Source organism: Agrobacterium sp. MCAB5, assembly GCF_052114365.1.
Classification (GTDB): domain Bacteria; phylum Pseudomonadota; class Alphaproteobacteria; order Rhizobiales; family Rhizobiaceae; genus Agrobacterium; species Agrobacterium tumefaciens.
The window spans coordinates 127,983-144,346 of the sequence record NZ_JBFREP010000004.1; the positions used below are offsets into that span (position 1 = coordinate 127,983).

Annotated in this window: 15 protein-coding genes; 9 read left to right on the forward strand and 6 right to left on the reverse strand. The window is 59.7% G+C overall.

The features are described from left to right. The first annotated feature begins 16 nt into the window (after positions 1 to 16). The 6 genes from AB4Z23_RS11330 (at position 17) to AB4Z23_RS11355 (ending at position 6,841) form a co-directional block, all read left to right on the forward strand. Entirely contained in the window at positions 17 to 1,090 is a 1,074-nt protein-coding gene (locus tag AB4Z23_RS11330) for a BMP family ABC transporter substrate-binding protein (protein WP_441360124.1), read from the forward strand. A gap of 232 nt (positions 1,091 to 1,322) precedes the next feature. Beyond that, on the forward strand, positions 1,323 to 2,060 hold the full coding sequence (locus AB4Z23_RS11335; protein ID WP_441360275.1) for a FadR/GntR family transcriptional regulator: 738 nt from the start codon (positions 1,323 to 1,325) through the stop codon (positions 2,058 to 2,060). A gap of 206 nt (positions 2,061 to 2,266) precedes the next feature. Then, complete coding sequence (gene glmU / locus AB4Z23_RS11340; protein ID WP_019566111.1) at positions 2,267 to 3,628, forward strand: bifunctional UDP-N-acetylglucosamine diphosphorylase/glucosamine-1-phosphate N-acetyltransferase GlmU; 1,362 nt, start codon at positions 2,267 to 2,269, stop codon at positions 3,626 to 3,628. A 204-nt stretch (positions 3,629 to 3,832) separates the two neighbouring features. After that, positions 3,833 to 5,659, forward strand: a complete 1,827-nt coding sequence (gene glmS / locus AB4Z23_RS11345) for a glutamine--fructose-6-phosphate transaminase (isomerizing) (protein WP_080798336.1) — start codon at positions 3,833 to 3,835, stop codon at positions 5,657 to 5,659. Beyond that, complete coding sequence (locus tag AB4Z23_RS11350) at positions 5,656 to 6,159, forward strand: GNAT family N-acetyltransferase (RefSeq protein WP_441360125.1); 504 nt, start codon at positions 5,656 to 5,658, stop codon at positions 6,157 to 6,159. The genes glmS and AB4Z23_RS11350 overlap by 4 nt, the downstream gene beginning before the upstream one ends. 13 nt (positions 6,160 to 6,172) lie before the next feature. Continuing rightward, on the forward strand, positions 6,173 to 6,841 hold the full coding sequence (locus AB4Z23_RS11355) for a DUF502 domain-containing protein (RefSeq protein ID WP_003515749.1): 669 nt from the start codon (positions 6,173 to 6,175) through the stop codon (positions 6,839 to 6,841). A gap of 3 nt (positions 6,842 to 6,844) precedes the next feature. Here AB4Z23_RS11355 and AB4Z23_RS11360 read toward each other — a convergent pair whose 3' ends face one another. The 4 genes from AB4Z23_RS11360 to recG are packed head-to-tail and all read right to left on the reverse strand — an operon-like array spanning position 6,845 to position 9,927. Beyond that, positions 6,845 to 7,228 (reverse strand): type II toxin-antitoxin system VapC family toxin, encoded by a 384-nt coding sequence (locus AB4Z23_RS11360; protein ID WP_112292232.1) that lies wholly within the window; start codon positions 7,226 to 7,228, stop codon positions 6,845 to 6,847. Further along, entirely contained in the window at positions 7,225 to 7,482 is a 258-nt protein-coding gene (locus AB4Z23_RS11365) for a type II toxin-antitoxin system Phd/YefM family antitoxin (protein WP_003515745.1), read from the reverse strand. Before AB4Z23_RS11365 ends, AB4Z23_RS11360 begins: the two co-directional genes overlap by 4 nt. 54 nt (positions 7,483 to 7,536) lie before the next feature. Continuing rightward, entirely contained in the window at positions 7,537 to 7,809 is a 273-nt protein-coding gene (locus tag AB4Z23_RS11370) for a hypothetical protein (RefSeq protein ID WP_003515743.1), read from the reverse strand. A gap of 12 nt (positions 7,810 to 7,821) precedes the next feature. Then, a complete protein-coding gene (gene recG, locus AB4Z23_RS11375; protein WP_421478004.1) occupies positions 7,822 to 9,927 on the reverse strand; it encodes an ATP-dependent DNA helicase RecG in 2,106 nt (701 codons plus the stop codon). Between the two features lie 187 nt (positions 9,928 to 10,114). Between recG and AB4Z23_RS11380 the strand changes: the two genes are divergently transcribed. The 3 genes from AB4Z23_RS11380 to AB4Z23_RS11390 all read left to right on the forward strand — a co-directional run bounded on the left by AB4Z23_RS11380 (position 10,115) and on the right by AB4Z23_RS11390 (position 14,646). Beyond that, positions 10,115 to 10,426 (forward strand): FAD assembly factor SdhE, encoded by a 312-nt coding sequence (locus tag AB4Z23_RS11380; RefSeq protein WP_003515739.1) that lies wholly within the window; start codon positions 10,115 to 10,117, stop codon positions 10,424 to 10,426. Between the two features lie 3 nt (positions 10,427 to 10,429). Next, positions 10,430 to 13,927, forward strand: a complete 3,498-nt coding sequence (mfd, locus tag AB4Z23_RS11385; RefSeq protein WP_441360126.1) for a transcription-repair coupling factor — start codon at positions 10,430 to 10,432, stop codon at positions 13,925 to 13,927. Between the two features lie 374 nt (positions 13,928 to 14,301). After that, on the forward strand, positions 14,302 to 14,646 hold the full coding sequence (locus tag AB4Z23_RS11390; protein WP_013636325.1) for a hypothetical protein: 345 nt from the start codon (positions 14,302 to 14,304) through the stop codon (positions 14,644 to 14,646). 57 nt (positions 14,647 to 14,703) lie between these two features. Here the strand turns inward: AB4Z23_RS11390 and AB4Z23_RS11395 are convergent, their stop codons facing one another. Then, entirely contained in the window at positions 14,704 to 15,636 is a 933-nt protein-coding gene (locus tag AB4Z23_RS11395) for a DMT family transporter (protein ID WP_421478005.1), read from the reverse strand. A 51-nt stretch (positions 15,637 to 15,687) separates the two neighbouring features. Continuing rightward, complete coding sequence (locus AB4Z23_RS11400; protein WP_003515731.1) at positions 15,688 to 16,356, reverse strand: DsbA family oxidoreductase; 669 nt, start codon at positions 16,354 to 16,356, stop codon at positions 15,688 to 15,690. Between the last annotated feature and the right edge of the window lie 8 nt (positions 16,357 to 16,364).

Below are 16,364 nucleotides of genomic sequence, written 5' to 3' on the forward strand. Positions count from 1 at the left end.
CCAAACAGGGGTAAAAATGAAAAAACTGGTCATCGCACTTGCTGCTTCCATAGCGGCTCTTGGAGGCGTCGTTTCTTCGGCTGAGGCCGCCGACGCAAAGAAGGTCTGCTTCATCTATGTCGGCAGCCGCACCGATGGCGGCTGGACGCAGGCGCACGAAATCGGTCGCGAAGAGCTCCAGAAGCATTTCGGCGACAAGATCGAAACGCCGTTCCTCGAAAGCGTTCCGGAAGGCCCGGATGCCGAACGCGCCATCGAGCGCATGGCACGTTCCGGCTGTGAGCTGGTCTTCACCACTTCCTTCGGCTTCATGGATGCGACCATTAAGGTTGCCCAGAAGTTCCCCAAGGTGAAGTTCGAGCACGCCACCGGCTTCAAGACCGCCGAAAACGTCGCGACCTACAATTCGCGTTTCTATGAAGGCCGCTACATTCAGGGCCAGATCGCCGCAAAGATGTCGAAGAAGGGTGTTGCCGGCTATATCGCTTCCTTCCCGATCCCGGAAGTGGTGATGGGCATCGACGCTTTCGTTCTGGGCGCGCAGTCCGTCAATCCTGAGTTCAAGGTCAAGGTTGTCTGGGCCAACACTTGGTTTGACCCCGGCAAGGAAGCCGATGCCGCCAAGGCGCTTATCGACCAGGGCGTCGATATCCTGACGCAGCACACCGACACGACGGCTCCGATGCAGGTTGCAGCCGAGCGCGGCATCAAGGCCTTCGGTCAGGCTTCCGATATGATCAAGGCCGGTCCGGAGACACAGCTGACCGCGATCAAGGACACCTGGGGCGCCTATTACATCAAGCGCACGCAGGCCCTGCTTGACGGCACGTGGAAGTCCGAATCCATCTGGGACGGCCTGAAGGACGGCATCCTGACCATGGCGCCTTACACCAACATGCCTGATGACGTGAAGAAGATGGCTGAGGAAACCGAAGCCAAGATCAAGTCGGGCGAGTTGCACCCCTTTACCGGTCCGGTGAAGAAGCAGGACGGTTCGGAATGGCTGAAGGCGGGTGAGAAGGCTGAAGACGGCGTTCTGCTCGGCCTCAACTTCTACGTTGCCGGCGTGGACGACAAGTTGCCGCAATAATATGACACGCAGGTACTAGCTGCTAACGGGACCGCGCATGCAATTCATGCGCGGTCTTTGTTATTTTGATGTGTTTTATTGTTCGAACGAAGTTTGGCTTTGCTTTTCAAGCGCGTTGATGTTTTTCACTGTATTCTGCGTTGAAAATCGGGCTGCTTTCCTAGATTACACAAGTCAGGCGCGATTTTTACATCTTCAACCGAACGGAAGGACATGGAATTTGCAGCGCGGAATGCTCGATGCGGCGATCGGTTTTCGAAAGTTGCGGACAAATCATGCTCAGGTCGTTCACAAGCTCGGTCTCGATATCGTGTCCGGAGTTTTCAAGACGGGTGACATCCTGCCGGGCGATGCCGAGYTGATGGAGCGGCTGAAAGTCTCTCGAACGGTGCTTCGCGAGGCGATGAAGACGCTCACCGCCAAGGGCATGATCTCCCCCAAGGCGCGCATCGGTACCCGTGTGACGGAGCGCGAAAGCTGGAACATGTTCGACAGCGAGGTGCTGCTCTGGCACTTCGAGGCTGGTGTCAGCGAGGAATTCCTGGTGCATCTCTACGATATCCGCCAGGCGTTCGAACCCTATGGCGCGGGTCTTGCTGCCGCCAGGGCAAAAGACGCCGATATCGCAAGGCTTGTCGCTTACGCCAATGAGATGGGCAACACGGCTTATTCCAAGGAAAAGCGCGCGCTTGCGGATATGAATTTCCACGTTCTCATCACCGAAATGTCCGGCAACCCGTTCATGCGCACCGTCGGTTCGCTGATAAAGGCGGCGCTGGCGGGCATTTTCCGGATGAGCAACCCGGAAGCCGATCCCAACGAGATTTCCGACGTGTCTGCCTCTCACCTGCGACTCGTTGAAGCGTTTCGCCTACGCGATGAGGGGGCAGCCCGGCGCGAGATGGAAAGGCTGATTGAAAACGGCCGTCAGCAGATACTCGAATTCACGGCCCGTAACTCCCGCCCATAGATCATGCCAGCCTGCCGCTGATCACGTTTGATGAAAATCGGCGTGGAAATTTGGTGGAGATTTGCATGGTTTCTTAAGTGGGGCGCCGTTATAGCAGTGCCGGAAAGAAATCACCCATACGCCCGTCCGCARTGCTGGCCGGCGTAAAGTCAAACATTGCCCCTGTCCGGGCCGCCTGTGGCCGGTGACGGGGTGTTGGAGGTCTTATGGAGCGCAGCTCTCTAGCCGTTATTCTCGCAGCGGGCGACAGCACGCGCATGAAGTCTTCGAAGTCCAAGGTGCTTCATCCGGTCGCTGGACGCCCGATGATCGGGCATGTGGTGGAGGCTGTTGCTGGAGCGGGCGTCGGCGCGGTGGCGCTGGTGGTCGGGCGCGATGCCGACAATGTCGCTGCTGCGGCAAGTCTCAAGGGCCTCCAGGTCGAGGCTTTCCTGCAAAAGGAACGCAAGGGCACCGGTCATGCGGTTCTTGCCGCACGCGAGGCGATCGAACGCGGTTTTGACGATGTCATCGTGGCTTATGGCGATGTGCCGCTCATCACCTCAGCCACGCTCGACAGGGCGCGCGAGGCGATTGCCGACGGTGCCGATGTCGCCGTTATCGGGTTCCATACCGACCGTCCTACGGGTTACGGGCGGCTTCTGGTCGAGAATGGCGAGCTGGTCGCGATCCGAGAGGAAAAGGATGCCACCGACGAGGAACGCAAGGTCACCTGGTGTAACAGCGGATTGATGGCCATCAACGGCCGCAATGCGCTGGATCTGCTGGATCGGATCGGCAACAGCAATGTGAAGGGCGAATATTATCTGACTGACATCGTCGAGATCGCCCGTTCTCTCGGCCGCCGCGCCATTGCCATCGATGCGCCGGAAAAGGAATTGACCGGCTGCAACAACCGCGCTGAACTCGCCTTCATCGAGAGGCTCTGGCAGGAGCGCCGCCGTCACGAATTGATGGTCGACGGYGTTTCGATGATCGCGCCTGAGACAGTATTCCTTTCCTTCGATACGAAGATCGGTCAGGATGTCCTGATCGAGCCCAACGTCGTTTTCGGTCCCGGCGTGACGATCGAGCCGGGTGCGATCATTCATGCATTTTCGCATCTGGAAGGGGCCTATCTGGCCCAGGGTGCGGTTGTCGGTCCATTTGCGCGGTTGCGTCCGGGTGCAAACCTGCACGCCAACGCCAAGGTCGGCAATTTCTGTGAGGTCAAGAAGGCCGAGATCGGCGAGGGCGCAAAGGTCAACCATTTGACCTATATCGGCGATGCTTTCGTGGGTGCAGGCAGCAATATCGGCGCGGGTGCCATCACCTGCAATTATGACGGTTACAACAAGTCCGAAACGCGGATCGGAGCCAACAGCTTCATCGGCTCGAATTCGTCGCTGGTTGCTCCCGTCTCCATTGGAGAGCGGGCCTATATCGCCTCCGGCAGCGTGATTACCGATGACGTGCCTGCCGATGCGCTGGCTTTCGGGCGCGCGCGCCAGGAGGTGAAACCGGGCAGGGCGGTCGCSTTGCGCGAGCGGGCGAAAGCGCTGAAGGAAGCGAAGAAAAAATCCTCTTAGATGACGTTACCGAGCGATACTGAAAGTGACCGGCGGGATAATTGCCGATTTCAGAGAAACGGTTAAAGCATTTCCAGTAAAGGTGCGCAGCGGTTTTACGTCCGGAAATGCGTCAGAACAAAAAGGTGGTGTATTTTCGCATTTCAGGCAAAGGCGGAAATACTCTGGAAGTTTCGGTGAAGAGATCGCCGTCTGGAGAAATATATGTGCGGAATTGTCGGAATTGTCGGAACGCAGCCCGTTGCTGAACGGCTTGTCGATGCGCTGAAGCGCCTCGAATATCGCGGTTACGATTCGGCGGGTGTCGCCACCATCGACAATGGCGCGATGGACCGTCGCCGGGCGGAAGGCAAGCTGTTCAATCTGGAAAAGCTGGTCTCTGAAAAGCCGCTGCCAGGTGTCGTCGGCATCGCGCATACGCGCTGGGCGACGCACGGCGTGCCGAACGAAACCAACGCCCACCCGCATTTCGTCGAAGGCGTTGCCGTCGTTCATAACGGCATCATCGAAAACTTCTCCGAATTGCGCGAGGAACTGAGCGCCGAGGGTGCAACCTTCACCACCCAGACCGACACCGAAGTGGTGGCGCAGCTTCTGGCAAAATACACCCGYGAAGGGCTTGGCCATCGCGAGGCGATGCTGAAGATGCTGAACCACGTGACCGGTGCCTATGCGCTGGTGGTGATGTTTCAGGACGATCCCCATACGCTGCTTTCGGCGCGCTCCGGCCCGCCGCTTGCCGTCGGTTACGGCAGGGGCGAGATGTTCCTGGGGTCCGACGCGATCGCGCTTTCGCCTTTCACCAATGAGATCACCTATCTGGTGGATGGCGACTGCGCCATCGTGACCCGTGACGGTGCGGAAATCATYGATTTCTCCGGCAAGCCGGTGAAACGCGAGCGCCAGATTTCGCAGGCGACGGCTTTCGTGGTCGACAAGGGCAACCACCGCCATTTCATGGAAAAGGAAATCTATGAGCAGCCGGAAGTCATTTCCCATGCGCTCAGCCACTATGTGGATTTCGCCTCCAAAACCGTGAAGGATGCCGATAAGGCGATCGATTTCGCCAGGCTTTCCGGCCTTGCCATTTCCGCCTGCGGCACGGCCTATCTTTCCGGCCTGATCGGCAAATACTGGTTCGAACGTTACGCGCGCCTGCCGGTGGAAATCGATGTCGCATCGGAATTCCGTTACCGCGAGATCCCGCTCGTTCCCACGCAGGCCGCACTGTTCATTTCGCAATCGGGCGAAACCGCCGATACGCTGGCGGCCTTGCGTTACTGCCAGCAAGAGGGACTGAAGATCGGCGCAGTGGTCAATACACGTGAATCGACCATGGCGCGCGAATCGGATGCGATCTTTCCGATCCTCGCCGGCCCGGAAATCGGCGTGGCCTCCACCAAGGCCTTCACCTGCCAGCTTGCCGTGCTCGCTTCGCTCGCGGTTGCCGCGGGCAAGGCGCGCGGCACGCTTAAGCCGGGCGAGGAAAAGGAACTGGTGCAGCAGCTTATCGAGATGCCGCGCATCATGAGCAAGGTGCTGAACCTCATCCAGCCGCAGATCGAGGCGCTGTCGCGCGATCTGTCGCGCTTCAAGGATGTACTTTATCTCGGCCGCGGCACCAGCTTCCCGCTGGCGCTGGAAGGCGCACTGAAGCTCAAGGAAATTTCCTATATCCAYGCCGAAGGATATGCAGCCGGCGAGCTGAAGCATGGGCCAATCGCACTGATCGACGAGAACATGCCTGTCATCGTCATCGCGCCGCATGACCGCTTYTTTGAAAAGACCGTTTCKAACATGCAGGAAGTGGCCGCGCGCGGTGGCCGCATCATCTTCATCACCGACGAGAAGGGCGCCGCTGCSTCCAAGCTCGACACCATGGCGACGATCACGCTGCCCAATGTCGACGAGCTGATCGCGCCGATGGTCTTCTCGCTGCCGATCCAGCTGCTGGCCTATCACACCGCCGTCTTCATGGGCACGGATGTGGACCAGCCACGCAATCTGGCGAAATCGGTGACGGTGGAATGATCATCCGGCCGGAGCGGCAAGGTGATGAAGAGGCGATTGCTCGCGTTACGGAAGATGCCTTCCGGAACGTCGATTACAGCGACAAGACGGAACATGTGATCATCGAACGGCTTCGCAAGGCCGGTGCGCTGGCTGTTTCTCTGGTTGCCGAGGACAGCGAAGGCATCATCGGCCATATCGGTTTTTCACCGGTAACACTGTCGGGCGGCGAGACCGGCTGGTTCTGTCTTGCGCCCTTATCGGTGGCGCCGGACCGGCAACGGCAGGGTGTTGGCTCAGGGCTGGTTCGGGAAGGGCTTGCCGCGCTGGACCGTCTGAGTGCTTCTGGCGCAGTTGTCGCTGGCGATCCGGACTATTACGGCCGCTTCGGTTTTCGCCATGTTGAGGGCCTGAGCGGCAAGGGGATTCCTGACGAATATTTCACAGTTCTTCGCTTGCATGGCGGAACTCCATCCGGCATTCTCGGTTTTCATCCGGGTTTCGATAGCGACAACGCTTAATTCCGAACGGTAAATGACCGATATTCCAGTCAAAATTTCATTCGCAGCCCGTCTGCGCAACAGCTTCCTCACGGGCGTCCTCATCCTTGCGCCTGTCACCATCACCATGTGGCTGGTATGGAGCTTCCTGCAATGGGCGGATAGCTGGGTTAAGCCCTATATTCCCGCCCGTTACGATCCCGAGCAATATTTCGATGTGGCGATCCCCGGCTTCGGCCTGCTGATCGCCGTCATCGGCATCACACTCATCGGCTTTCTCGGCAACAACCTCATTGGCAAATGGATCGTCGGCGTCGGCGAATCCGTGCTCAACCGCATGCCTCTGGTGCGGCCGATCTACAAGAGCATCAAGCAGCTGTTCGAATCCGTCCTGAAAGAGCATTCGAACTCTTTCAAGAAGGTCGGCCTGATCGAGTTTCCGTCACCCGGCACCTGGGCGATGGTATTCGTATCCTCGGAGGTCAAGGGAGAGCTTGCCCATCGCTTCAACGAGATGGGCCAAGAGATGGTTGCCGTCTTCCTGCCACCGACTCCGGTGCCGACGGCGGGTTTCCTGCTGTTCGTGCCGAAGGACAAGATCGTGATGCTGGACATGACACCGGAAGACGCGGCGAAACTGCTGATATCAGGTGGCCTGGTGGCTCCGGATTTCACGCCGCCGAAAATGATTGCGCCGGTTTGAGCSTTACAGGAGGCCGCTGATATCTGTTTGCGAAAAGTCGTTGCCGACGTAAAGCAAAGGGCAGCCTTCAGCTTTTGCCAGCTCATAGGCAAAGCAGTCTCCGAAATTCAGCCCGGCGGGGTGGATACCCTTTCCCCAGATGCGATAAGCTTCCGAAATGCCACGGATTGATTTAGCAGTAACGGGCTTGATTTCGACGCTCAGCCCTTCGATCAGCATCTCGAGTTCCCGGCTGCGGCCACGTCTTTGCGCTACGATCACAGCTTCGGCAAGCGTACCGGCGGATATCAGCAATGATTCATCCGTATCGAGAGCCATGGCACATGCATCTGCTGTGGGTTCATCAAGCAGGATTGCAAGCAGAGCAGATGTATCGATGACCATCATTTTGGAAGGCCGTGCTCGTCATAAAGGAAATCCTGACTATGCGCGGCATCCGGGCCATCGTCGCTCTTGGTCGCGACGGCCGCGCGCACTTTATCAAGCACGGCCCTGCGGGATTTTTTATCCGCCACAACAACCACTGGAACCAGCCGCACTGCTGCATGACCATGCCGGGTGAGAATGATTTCGTCCCCGGCCTCGGCGCGTCGTACCAATTCTGTCAGTTGGCCTTTTGCATCAGTTACGGATATCTGCATGGCTAACCTTAAGCGTTAAATCTCGCTTTAGATTAGTCTATTGAATGGACCAAATCAATCCTCGTCATCGAGATCATCCACCTCTGTTCCCGTCGTGGTCGCATGGAACACGGGGACGAAAAGCCGCATRTAGACCAGCCGCACGCTCCAGCCCTGTTCCAGTGCCTCKGTCCATGCCTTCTTGCGGCCKGGCTTTTTGAAGGCCTTGCCGATCGCTTTCTTCTGGCTTTTGGCGAAGGTGTCGGGTTGCAGGATGTTTTGCGGYGAGCAGAGCGCGTAGCCCTTTCTGAAGGCGGGCGGTGGGCGGCGTGGGTCGATCATGTTCATGGCGGTTCACTTTCAGCCGGCGTGCAGGAAGCGGATAGCTTCGTCGCGGCGGTGCAGATAGAGCAGGGTGCGCAGGCTTTCGCCGCGCGGGCCGGTCAGTTCGGGGTCGCGCTCGATGACATAGGCGGCRTCCTTGCGGGCGATTTCCAGGAGGTCGGCATGGGCTTCGAGGCTGGCRATGCGGAAGCCCGGGGTGCCGGACTGGCGGGTGCCGAGGAGTTCGCCTTCGCCGCGCAGCTTCAAATCCTCTTCCGCAATCAGGAAGCCGTCCTCGCTGTCGCGCAGGATGGAAAGTCGGGCGCGGCCGTTTTCGCTGAGCGGCCCCTTGTAGAGCAGGATGCAGGTGGAGGCCTCGTCACCGCGTCCAACCCGGCCMCGCAGCTGGTGAAGCTGGGCCAGGCCGAAACGTTCGGCATGTTCGATGACCATGATCGTGGCGTCCGGAACGTCGACACCCACTTCCACCACTGTCGTTGCCACCAGCAGCCGGGTTTCGCCGTTCTTGAAAGCCAGCATGGCGGCGTCCTTCTCMGGGCCGCTCATGCGCCCATGGATGAGACCGATATTGGCACCGAGCATCTGCGAGAGAACCGCATGTCGTTCTTCCGCCGACATCAGGTCGGACTCTTCCGTCTCCTCCACCAGCGGGCAGATCCAGTAGGCCTTCTTGCCCTCCTTCAGCGCGGCGCGCAGCCGCTCGACGATATCGCCGATGCGCTCTGTGGGGATYGTCACGGTCTGGATGGGTTTTCGGCCGGCCGGTTTTTCGGTGAGTTTTGATACATCCATGTCGCCGAAGGCGGCCAGCACCAGCGTGCGCGGAATGGGCGTGGCGGTCATAACAAGCATATGCGGCGTGATGCCCTTGGCGGTGAGACGCAGGCGCTGGTGTACGCCGAAACGGTGCTGCTCATCCACCACGGCCAGCACGAGGTTCTTGTAACTCACGCTGTCCTGGAACAGCGCGTGGGTGCCGATGACGATCTGTGCCTCACCGGAGGCCACGCGTTCTTCGATCTCGCGACGCTCCTTGCCCTTGGTGCGGCCGGTCAGCACCTCAACCGTGATGCCCGCGGCATTGGCGAGTTTGGAGATGGTGGCGAAATGCTGCCGGGCAAGAATTTCGGTTGGGGCCATCAACACCGCCTGTCCGCCGGCCTCGACGGCGGTTGCCATAGCCATCAGCGCCACCAGCGTCTTGCCCGCGCCGACATCGCCCTGCAACAGCCGCAACATACGGTCCTCGCTGGCCATATCGGTCAGGATATCTTTCACCGAGGCATTCTGGCTCGGCGTCAGGGAGAAGGGCAGTTGCGACAGGATTTTTGCAGCAATGTCCCCCTTGGCGCGGATCGGCTGGCCCGCGACCTTGCGCAGTCTTTGCCGCACCAGCGCCAGTGACAACTGCCCGGCCAGGAATTCGTCGTAGGCGAGCCGTCTGCGTGCCGGGGCCTGAGGATCGATATCGGCGCTGTCGCGCGGATCGTGCAACTCACGGAAGCTCGATGCCACGTCGCCGAACCCCTGCCGGGTCTTCAGCGTTTCGTCGATCCATTCGGGAAAGACCGGCAGTTTCAAAAGTCCGCCTTCAATTGCCCGCCGCAGCACCTTCGGAGACAGCCCGGCTGTCATCGGATAAACGGCTTCGACCAGCGGCAGGTTCTCTGCCTCGGAGAGTTTCACCATGAAATCCGGATGCACCATGGAGGCGCGGCCGTTGAACCAGTCCACCTTGCCGCTGACGAGAACCTCTTCATCGACGGGCAAGGCCTTGGAAAGCCAGTCTCCCTTGGCGCGGAAGAAGGTCAGCGCCAGTTCCCCGGTCTCGTCATGCAGGAAAACACGGTAGGGCGCGGAACGATTGCCTGGTGGAGCTGGCTGATGCCGGTCGACACGTCCCTGRATGGTGACAATGGCGCCGGGAGCGGCAAGYGCGATGCCCGGGCGGTTGCGCCGGTCGATGACGTTTGATGGTGCGTGGAACAGAAGATCGATCACGCGGGTGTCGTCAGCATTTTCCCGGCTCAGCAGTTTGGCCAGAAGGTCGGCAAGCTTCGGCCCCACACCGGCAAGGGTGGAGACGGAAGCAAATAGCGGATCGAGAATGGCGGGACGCATGCTCAGCAAAATCGGGGAAGGGGACGCGTTATGCAAGACGTGGCGCCCGACAAAGGCTGTTTATCACCGGCAGATTTTAGCCGCCGTGGCATTATTTCGATAAAAACCGGTTCCAAGCGTTCGCCTCCTGTTCTATAGGAGGGCGCAATCAACATCCTGTTGAATAGCCAACCGAAAGGTGAATGCGATGACTGGACTGGTGCGCACGAGCGCCGACCTCGATCCGAGGCGCAGGCGGATACTTTACCGCTGCTGGCACCGGGGCATTCGCGAGATGGATCTGGTGCTCGGGCAATTTGCGGAAGACAATATTGCCGGGCTTTCCGACGATCAGCTCGACGAGCTGGAAATCATCATGGCGGAAGAGGATAACGACCTCGTCAAGATGGTGACGGGTGCCCTGCCGGTGCCGGAAAAATTCCAGACCCCGTTGTTCGAGAAGATCGCCTCTTACCGTCCCGATTTCGATCTCGTCACAGCCGAAACCCTGAAGGCCTGAAACATGATAGCCGGATTCGATGCAAAGCTGGTGGCGTCGGCCGATACGCCGCTGACCATCGGAAACGTGCCCTCCGGCATGGAAGCCCTGCTGCTCGCCGATATGGCGCGGGCGGGAACATCGGTGGCTTACGTGATGTCGGACGGCCAGCGGGTCGCCGATCTCGAACAGATTCTTGGTTTTGTCGCGCCGGATATTCCGGTGTTGACGCTGCCGGCCTGGGATTGTCTGCCTTATGACCGCGTGTCACCGAGTGCGGACACCTCGGCGCGCCGGCTCGCGGCACTTGCCGGCCTCATCAATCACGCCAAGAAACCGCATCCGGCCATCGTTCTCGTCACCGTCAACGCCATGCTGCAGAAGATGGCGCCGCGCGACGTTATCGAGAGCCTGGGCTTTTCGGCCAAGCCCGGCAACCAGATCCGAATGGAGGACATCGCCGCGCGGCTGGAGCGCAACGGTTTCGACCGGGTGGCGACGGTGCGTGAAGTGGGTGAATTCGCCGTGCGCGGCGGCATTCTCGATGTCTTCGTGCCGGGCACCGAAGAGCCGGTGCGGCTCGATTTCTTCGGCGATACGCTGGAAAGCATCCGCACCTTCGATCCGGCCAGCCAGCGCACCATCGCACAGGCGCGCTCGCTTGATCTCAATCCGATGAGCGAAGTGACGCTGACGCCGGATACGATCGGCCGGTTCCGAAAGAACTACCTGTCGCTATTCGGTGCGGCGACGCGCGACGATGCGCTTTATCAGGCCGTCTCCGAAGGCCGCCGTTATGCCGGCATGGAGCACTGGCTGCCGCTGTTTTACGAAGAGCTGGAAACCGCCTTCGATTATCTCAGCGGTTTCCGTATCGTCACCGACCATACGGCGCGCGAGGCGGCGAAGGAACGCTCCAAGCTGGTCCTCGATTATTACGAGGCGCGGCGGGCCTCCGGCGAGACCAAGGGCTCGACGCAGGGCGCGCCTTACAAGCCGGTATCGCCTGGGCAAATCTATCTCGACGGCAAGAGCTTCGAGGCGGCGCTTGCGAGCGTCAATGCGGTGCGGCTGACGCCCTTCAACGAACACGATAGCGAAGGYCGCCCGGTYGCGACGCTTGATGCCCATGTTGGTCCGCGCTGGGCACGTCCACCGACGGAAGGCGACAGCGAAGAGCGGGTCAATGTTTTCGATCTGGCGGTAAAGCACATTGCCGAGCGCCGGGCCAAGGGCTGGAAGGTGTTGATCACCGGCTGGTCGGAAGGTTCGCTCGACCGGCTGTTGCAGGTCTTGAACGAACACGGGCTTGAAAAGATCAAGCCGGTGACATCGCTGAAAGAGGTGGAGAAACTCGGCAAGGGTGAGGCGGCTTCTGCGGTGCTGAGCCTCGAAGCCGGGTTTGAGACCGGAACGCTCGCGATCATCGGCGAGCAGGATATTCTTGGCGACCGCATGGTGCGCCGTTCCAAGCGCCGCAAGCGCGGCGCGGATTTCATCGCGGAAGTGGCGGGGCTGGACGAAGGCTCGCTCGTGGTTCACGCCGAACACGGCATCGGTCGCTTCGTCGGTYTSCAGACCATCGAGGCAGCGGGCGCGCCGCGCGCCTGTCTGGAACTGCATTATGCCGACGACGCCAAGCTGTTCCTACCGGTCGAAAACATCGATCTTCTCTCGCGTTATGGTTCTGATGCCGCGGAAGCCACACTCGACAAGCTCGGTGGCGGCGCATGGCAGATGCGCAAGGCCAAGCTCAAGAAGCGCCTGCTCGATATGGCTGACGAGCTTATCCGCATTGCAGCCGCGCGTCTGGTGCGCCACGCGCCGGCGCTTATCGCACCGGACGGGCTTTACGACGAGTTTGCCGCCCGTTTCCCCTATGACGAGACCGAGGACCAGCTGAACGCCATCGACGCTGTTCGCGACGATCTCGGTGCCGGGCGGCCGATGGATCGCCTGATCTGCGGCGATGTCGGTTTCGGCAAGACCGAAGTGGCCTTGCGCGCCGCCTTCCTTGCCGCCATGAATGGCGTTCAGGTGGCGGTGGTGGTGCCGACCACGCTTCTGGCGCGACAGCATTTCCGTACCTTTTCCGAACGGTTTCGCGGTCTGCCGATCCGGGTGCAGCAGGCCTCGCGCCTTGTGGGTTCGAAGGAGCTTGCGCTCACCAAGAAGGAAGTGGCTGATGGAAAGACCGACATTGTCGTCGGCACCCATGCGCTGCTCGGTGCGGGCATCAGCTTCGCCAATCTCGGCCTGCTGATCATCGATGAGGAGCAGCATTTCGGTGTGAAGCACAAGGAGCGGCTGAAGGAGCTGAAAAGCGACGTGCATGTGCTGACGCTGTCGGCGACGCCCATTCCGCGCACCTTGCAGCTGGCCATGACCGGCGTGCGCGAGCTGTCGCTCATCACCACGCCGCCAGTGGACCGCATGGCGGTTCGCACCTTCATTTCGCCCTTCGATCCGCTGGTAATCCGTGAAACGYTGATGCGCGAGCATTATCGCGGTGGCCAGAGCTTTTATGTCTGCCCGCGCCTTGCCGATCTCGCTGACATCCATGCATTCCTGCAGTCGGATGTGCCGGAACTGAAAGTGGCGGTGGCGCATGGCCAGATGGCGGCGGGTGAACTCGAAGACATCATGAACGCCTTCTATGACGGCAAATACGATGTGCTGCTTTCGACCACCATCGTCGAATCCGGCCTCGACGTGCCGACCGCCAATACGCTGATCGTGCATCGTGCCGACATGTTCGGTCTCGCCCAGCTTTACCAGCTGCGTGGCCGTGTCGGTCGTTCCAAGGTCCGCGCCTTTGCGCTGTTCACCCTGCCGGTCAACAAGGTGTTGACGACGATGGCGGAGCGGCGGCTGAAAGTGCTGCAATCGCTCGACACACTCGGCGCCGGTTTCCAGCTTGCCAGCCACGATCTCGATATTCGCGGCGCTGGCAATCTGCTTGGCGAAGAACAGTCCGGCCACATCAAGGAAGTYGGYTTCGAGCTTTACCAGCAGATGCTGGARGAGGCCGTGGCCGAAGTGAAGGGTGACGAAGAGGTGCGCGACAGCGGCTGGTCGCCGCAAATCTCGGTCGGCACCTCGGTSATGATYCCGGAAGACTACGTGCCGGATCTGCATCTGCGCATGGGTCTCTACCGCCGTCTCGGCGAGCTTGCGGATATAGGCGAGATCGACGGTTTCGGCGCAGAAATGATCGACCGTTTCGGCCCGCTGCCGAAGGAAGTGCAGCATCTCCTCAAGATCGTCTACATCAAGTCGCTCTGCCGCACGGCCAATGTCGAGAAGGTGGATGCCGGGCCGAAAGGCGTGGTTGTGCAGTTCCGCAACAAGGAATTCCCCAATCCGGCAGCGCTTGTCGGTTACATYGGCAAGCAGGGCTCGATGGCGAAAATCCGCCCGGACCACAGCCTGTTCCTGAACCGCGATCTGCCGACGCCGGAAAARMGGCTGGCGGGTGCGGCGATGGTCATGACGCAATTGGCGGAGCTGGCTCGGTCGTAGATTTAAGCCTTTGGGGGGCGGTGGGTGKGGCTTACCCCCCKCTGCCCTGCCGGGCATCTCCCCCACAAGGAGGGAGATCGGCAAGACGCGCTGTCACCACTTCATTCTCTAACGTTGATATAGGCAAAACCTTKCYGCATATCGATCTCCCCACCTTTGGGGGAGATGCCCGGCAGGGCAGAGGGGGGTAAGCCACACCCACCTTCGACTCACTTCCGTTAGCCAATCCCTCGAAAACTACACTCACTGCCTTCAGCGAAAATTACCGCGATGTAACGAAACAGACATGTATCGGTAGTCTTCGCGGGCGTAATCTTTCCTTCATACTCGGTGCGGCGGATCGTAAAGCCGCCGGGTCTTGAAGGAGCAGGACGATGTGGACCAACATCAACAGGTTTGCCACCGCTGGTCTGGTTGCTTTGACAATTGCGGGCACCACAATTGCCACCACCAGTCAGGCGGAAGCGCGCAATAATTTCGGCCGCGGCCTTGCCGCCGGGATAGCAGGAACGATCATTGGCGGAGCGCTCATCGCCGGGGCAAGGCATCCCGGTTACGCTTATGGCCCCGCTTACTATGCACCGGCCTATGGTCCACCCGTCTACGCCGCGCCAGCTTATGGACCGCCCGTTGTTTACCAGCCGGTTTATCCTCGCTGCCACGTGGCCTGGCGACAGAACGCCTGGGGCGACATGTATCGGGTCAGGGTTTGTGATTGATCGAATGCCATGCCAGCGACGCAAACATGCGTCGCTGGTTCTCATGCATTTTCGACTTTAGCGCTCGTCTTCCGGCGTGATCCCGACAGCCACATTCTGGTCAGTCGCGGCGATGGAGGCGGGAAGCGGCACTTTTCGCTGCTTCTCGCGGATCAGCGTCAGCAGGCCGGAGCCGACGATCAGGGCGATGCCCATCAACATCCAGCCATCAATACGGTCGCCGAAAATCAGGTAACCGAACAGAATCGCCCAGAGCATCTGGCTATATTGCGTTGGGCCGATCATGGCGGCGGGCGCATATTGGGCAGCATACATGACAAGCACGTTGCCAAGCGCGCCGAGCAGGCCGTATCCCGCCAGTAGCAACCATTGTTCGCCGCCCGGCATGATGAAGGTCGGCACCATGGCGATGCCGCTGATGGCAAGACAGCCCAGTACGCCGGCCCCATACAGCGAGACGTTCTTTTCCGACGGACCCATGGCGCGGAAGATGACGATGCTGAGTGCGCCGCTGAAGCCACCGATGATGGCGCCGATATGGCCGATGCCGAGTTCACGGAAACCCGGCCGCAGGATGACCAGCACCCCGAGGAAACCGATGATKACCGCAGACCAGCGGCGGATGCCCACCTGTTCCTTCAAAAACACCACCGACATGATGGTGACGAAMGARGGAAGMAGGAAGATCAGCGCRAAGGCTTCGGCCATGGAAAGATGGGTGAAAGCGGTGACGCTGCCGACGGCACCCGTACCGGCGGCAAAAAATCGGATGATCCATAAAGGCCGGTTGGTCGTCTTCACCACATCCACCCAGCGATCATTGCGCTTGCGGATGAAGGGCAGGGCGATGAGGCCGAACAGGGCGCCGAAGAAGGCCGATTCGATCGGCGAAATCTGGCCTTCTATGAGTTTAACGCTCGCGTCGCTCCAAGCGTAGGCAGCGAAGGCGGCAAAGGCAAGCAGAATGCCTTTCAGGGTCTGGTCGGACACGGGAAAACACCAACAGTTTATGGATTACGGCAAGCTGCCGGTGTTCGACCGTCAGTTCATCGACTTATGCTCGTCCGCCTTGATTTTTGCAATATCCCGCAGTGCAGCAATCAATACATCAGGCGTTTGTGCACCGCTGATGGCGTATTTCTGGTCAACGATAAAGAACGGTACGCCGGAAACACCCATTTGCTGCGCCGCGTCAATTTCGGCAATCACCGTGTCCTTGTCTGCATCCGACGCCAGAAGCCGTGTTACCACCTTGGCGTCCATGCCTGCCTTTTCGGCGATATCGGTCAGCACGGCGTGATCGCCGATATTGCGGCCTTCCTCGAAATTCGCCTTGAACAAAGCGGTGACGATCCTCTCCTGAACGTCACGGCCTTCAGCATGGGCCCAGAGCGACAGGCGATGTGCGTCGAGCGTGTTCGGGCCAATCTTGATTGCATCGAAATCGTAGTGGATGCCGACCTGTTTTCCGAGTTCCACCAGCGAGGCATGGGCCTGCTCGAGACGCTCCTTGCCGAGCTTTTCCTCAAGCGCGGCCTTCTGATCAACGCCTTCAGGCGGGTAATCCGGGTTGAGCCGGTAAGGTCGCCAGTTCACGTCGACGCTGATTTCGTCCTGCACCTCGGCAATGGCAAGATCGAGCCTTGCCTTGCCCAGATAGCACCAGGGGCAGACCATATCCGATACGACGTCGATAACGATGCGTTCCATGGCTTTAT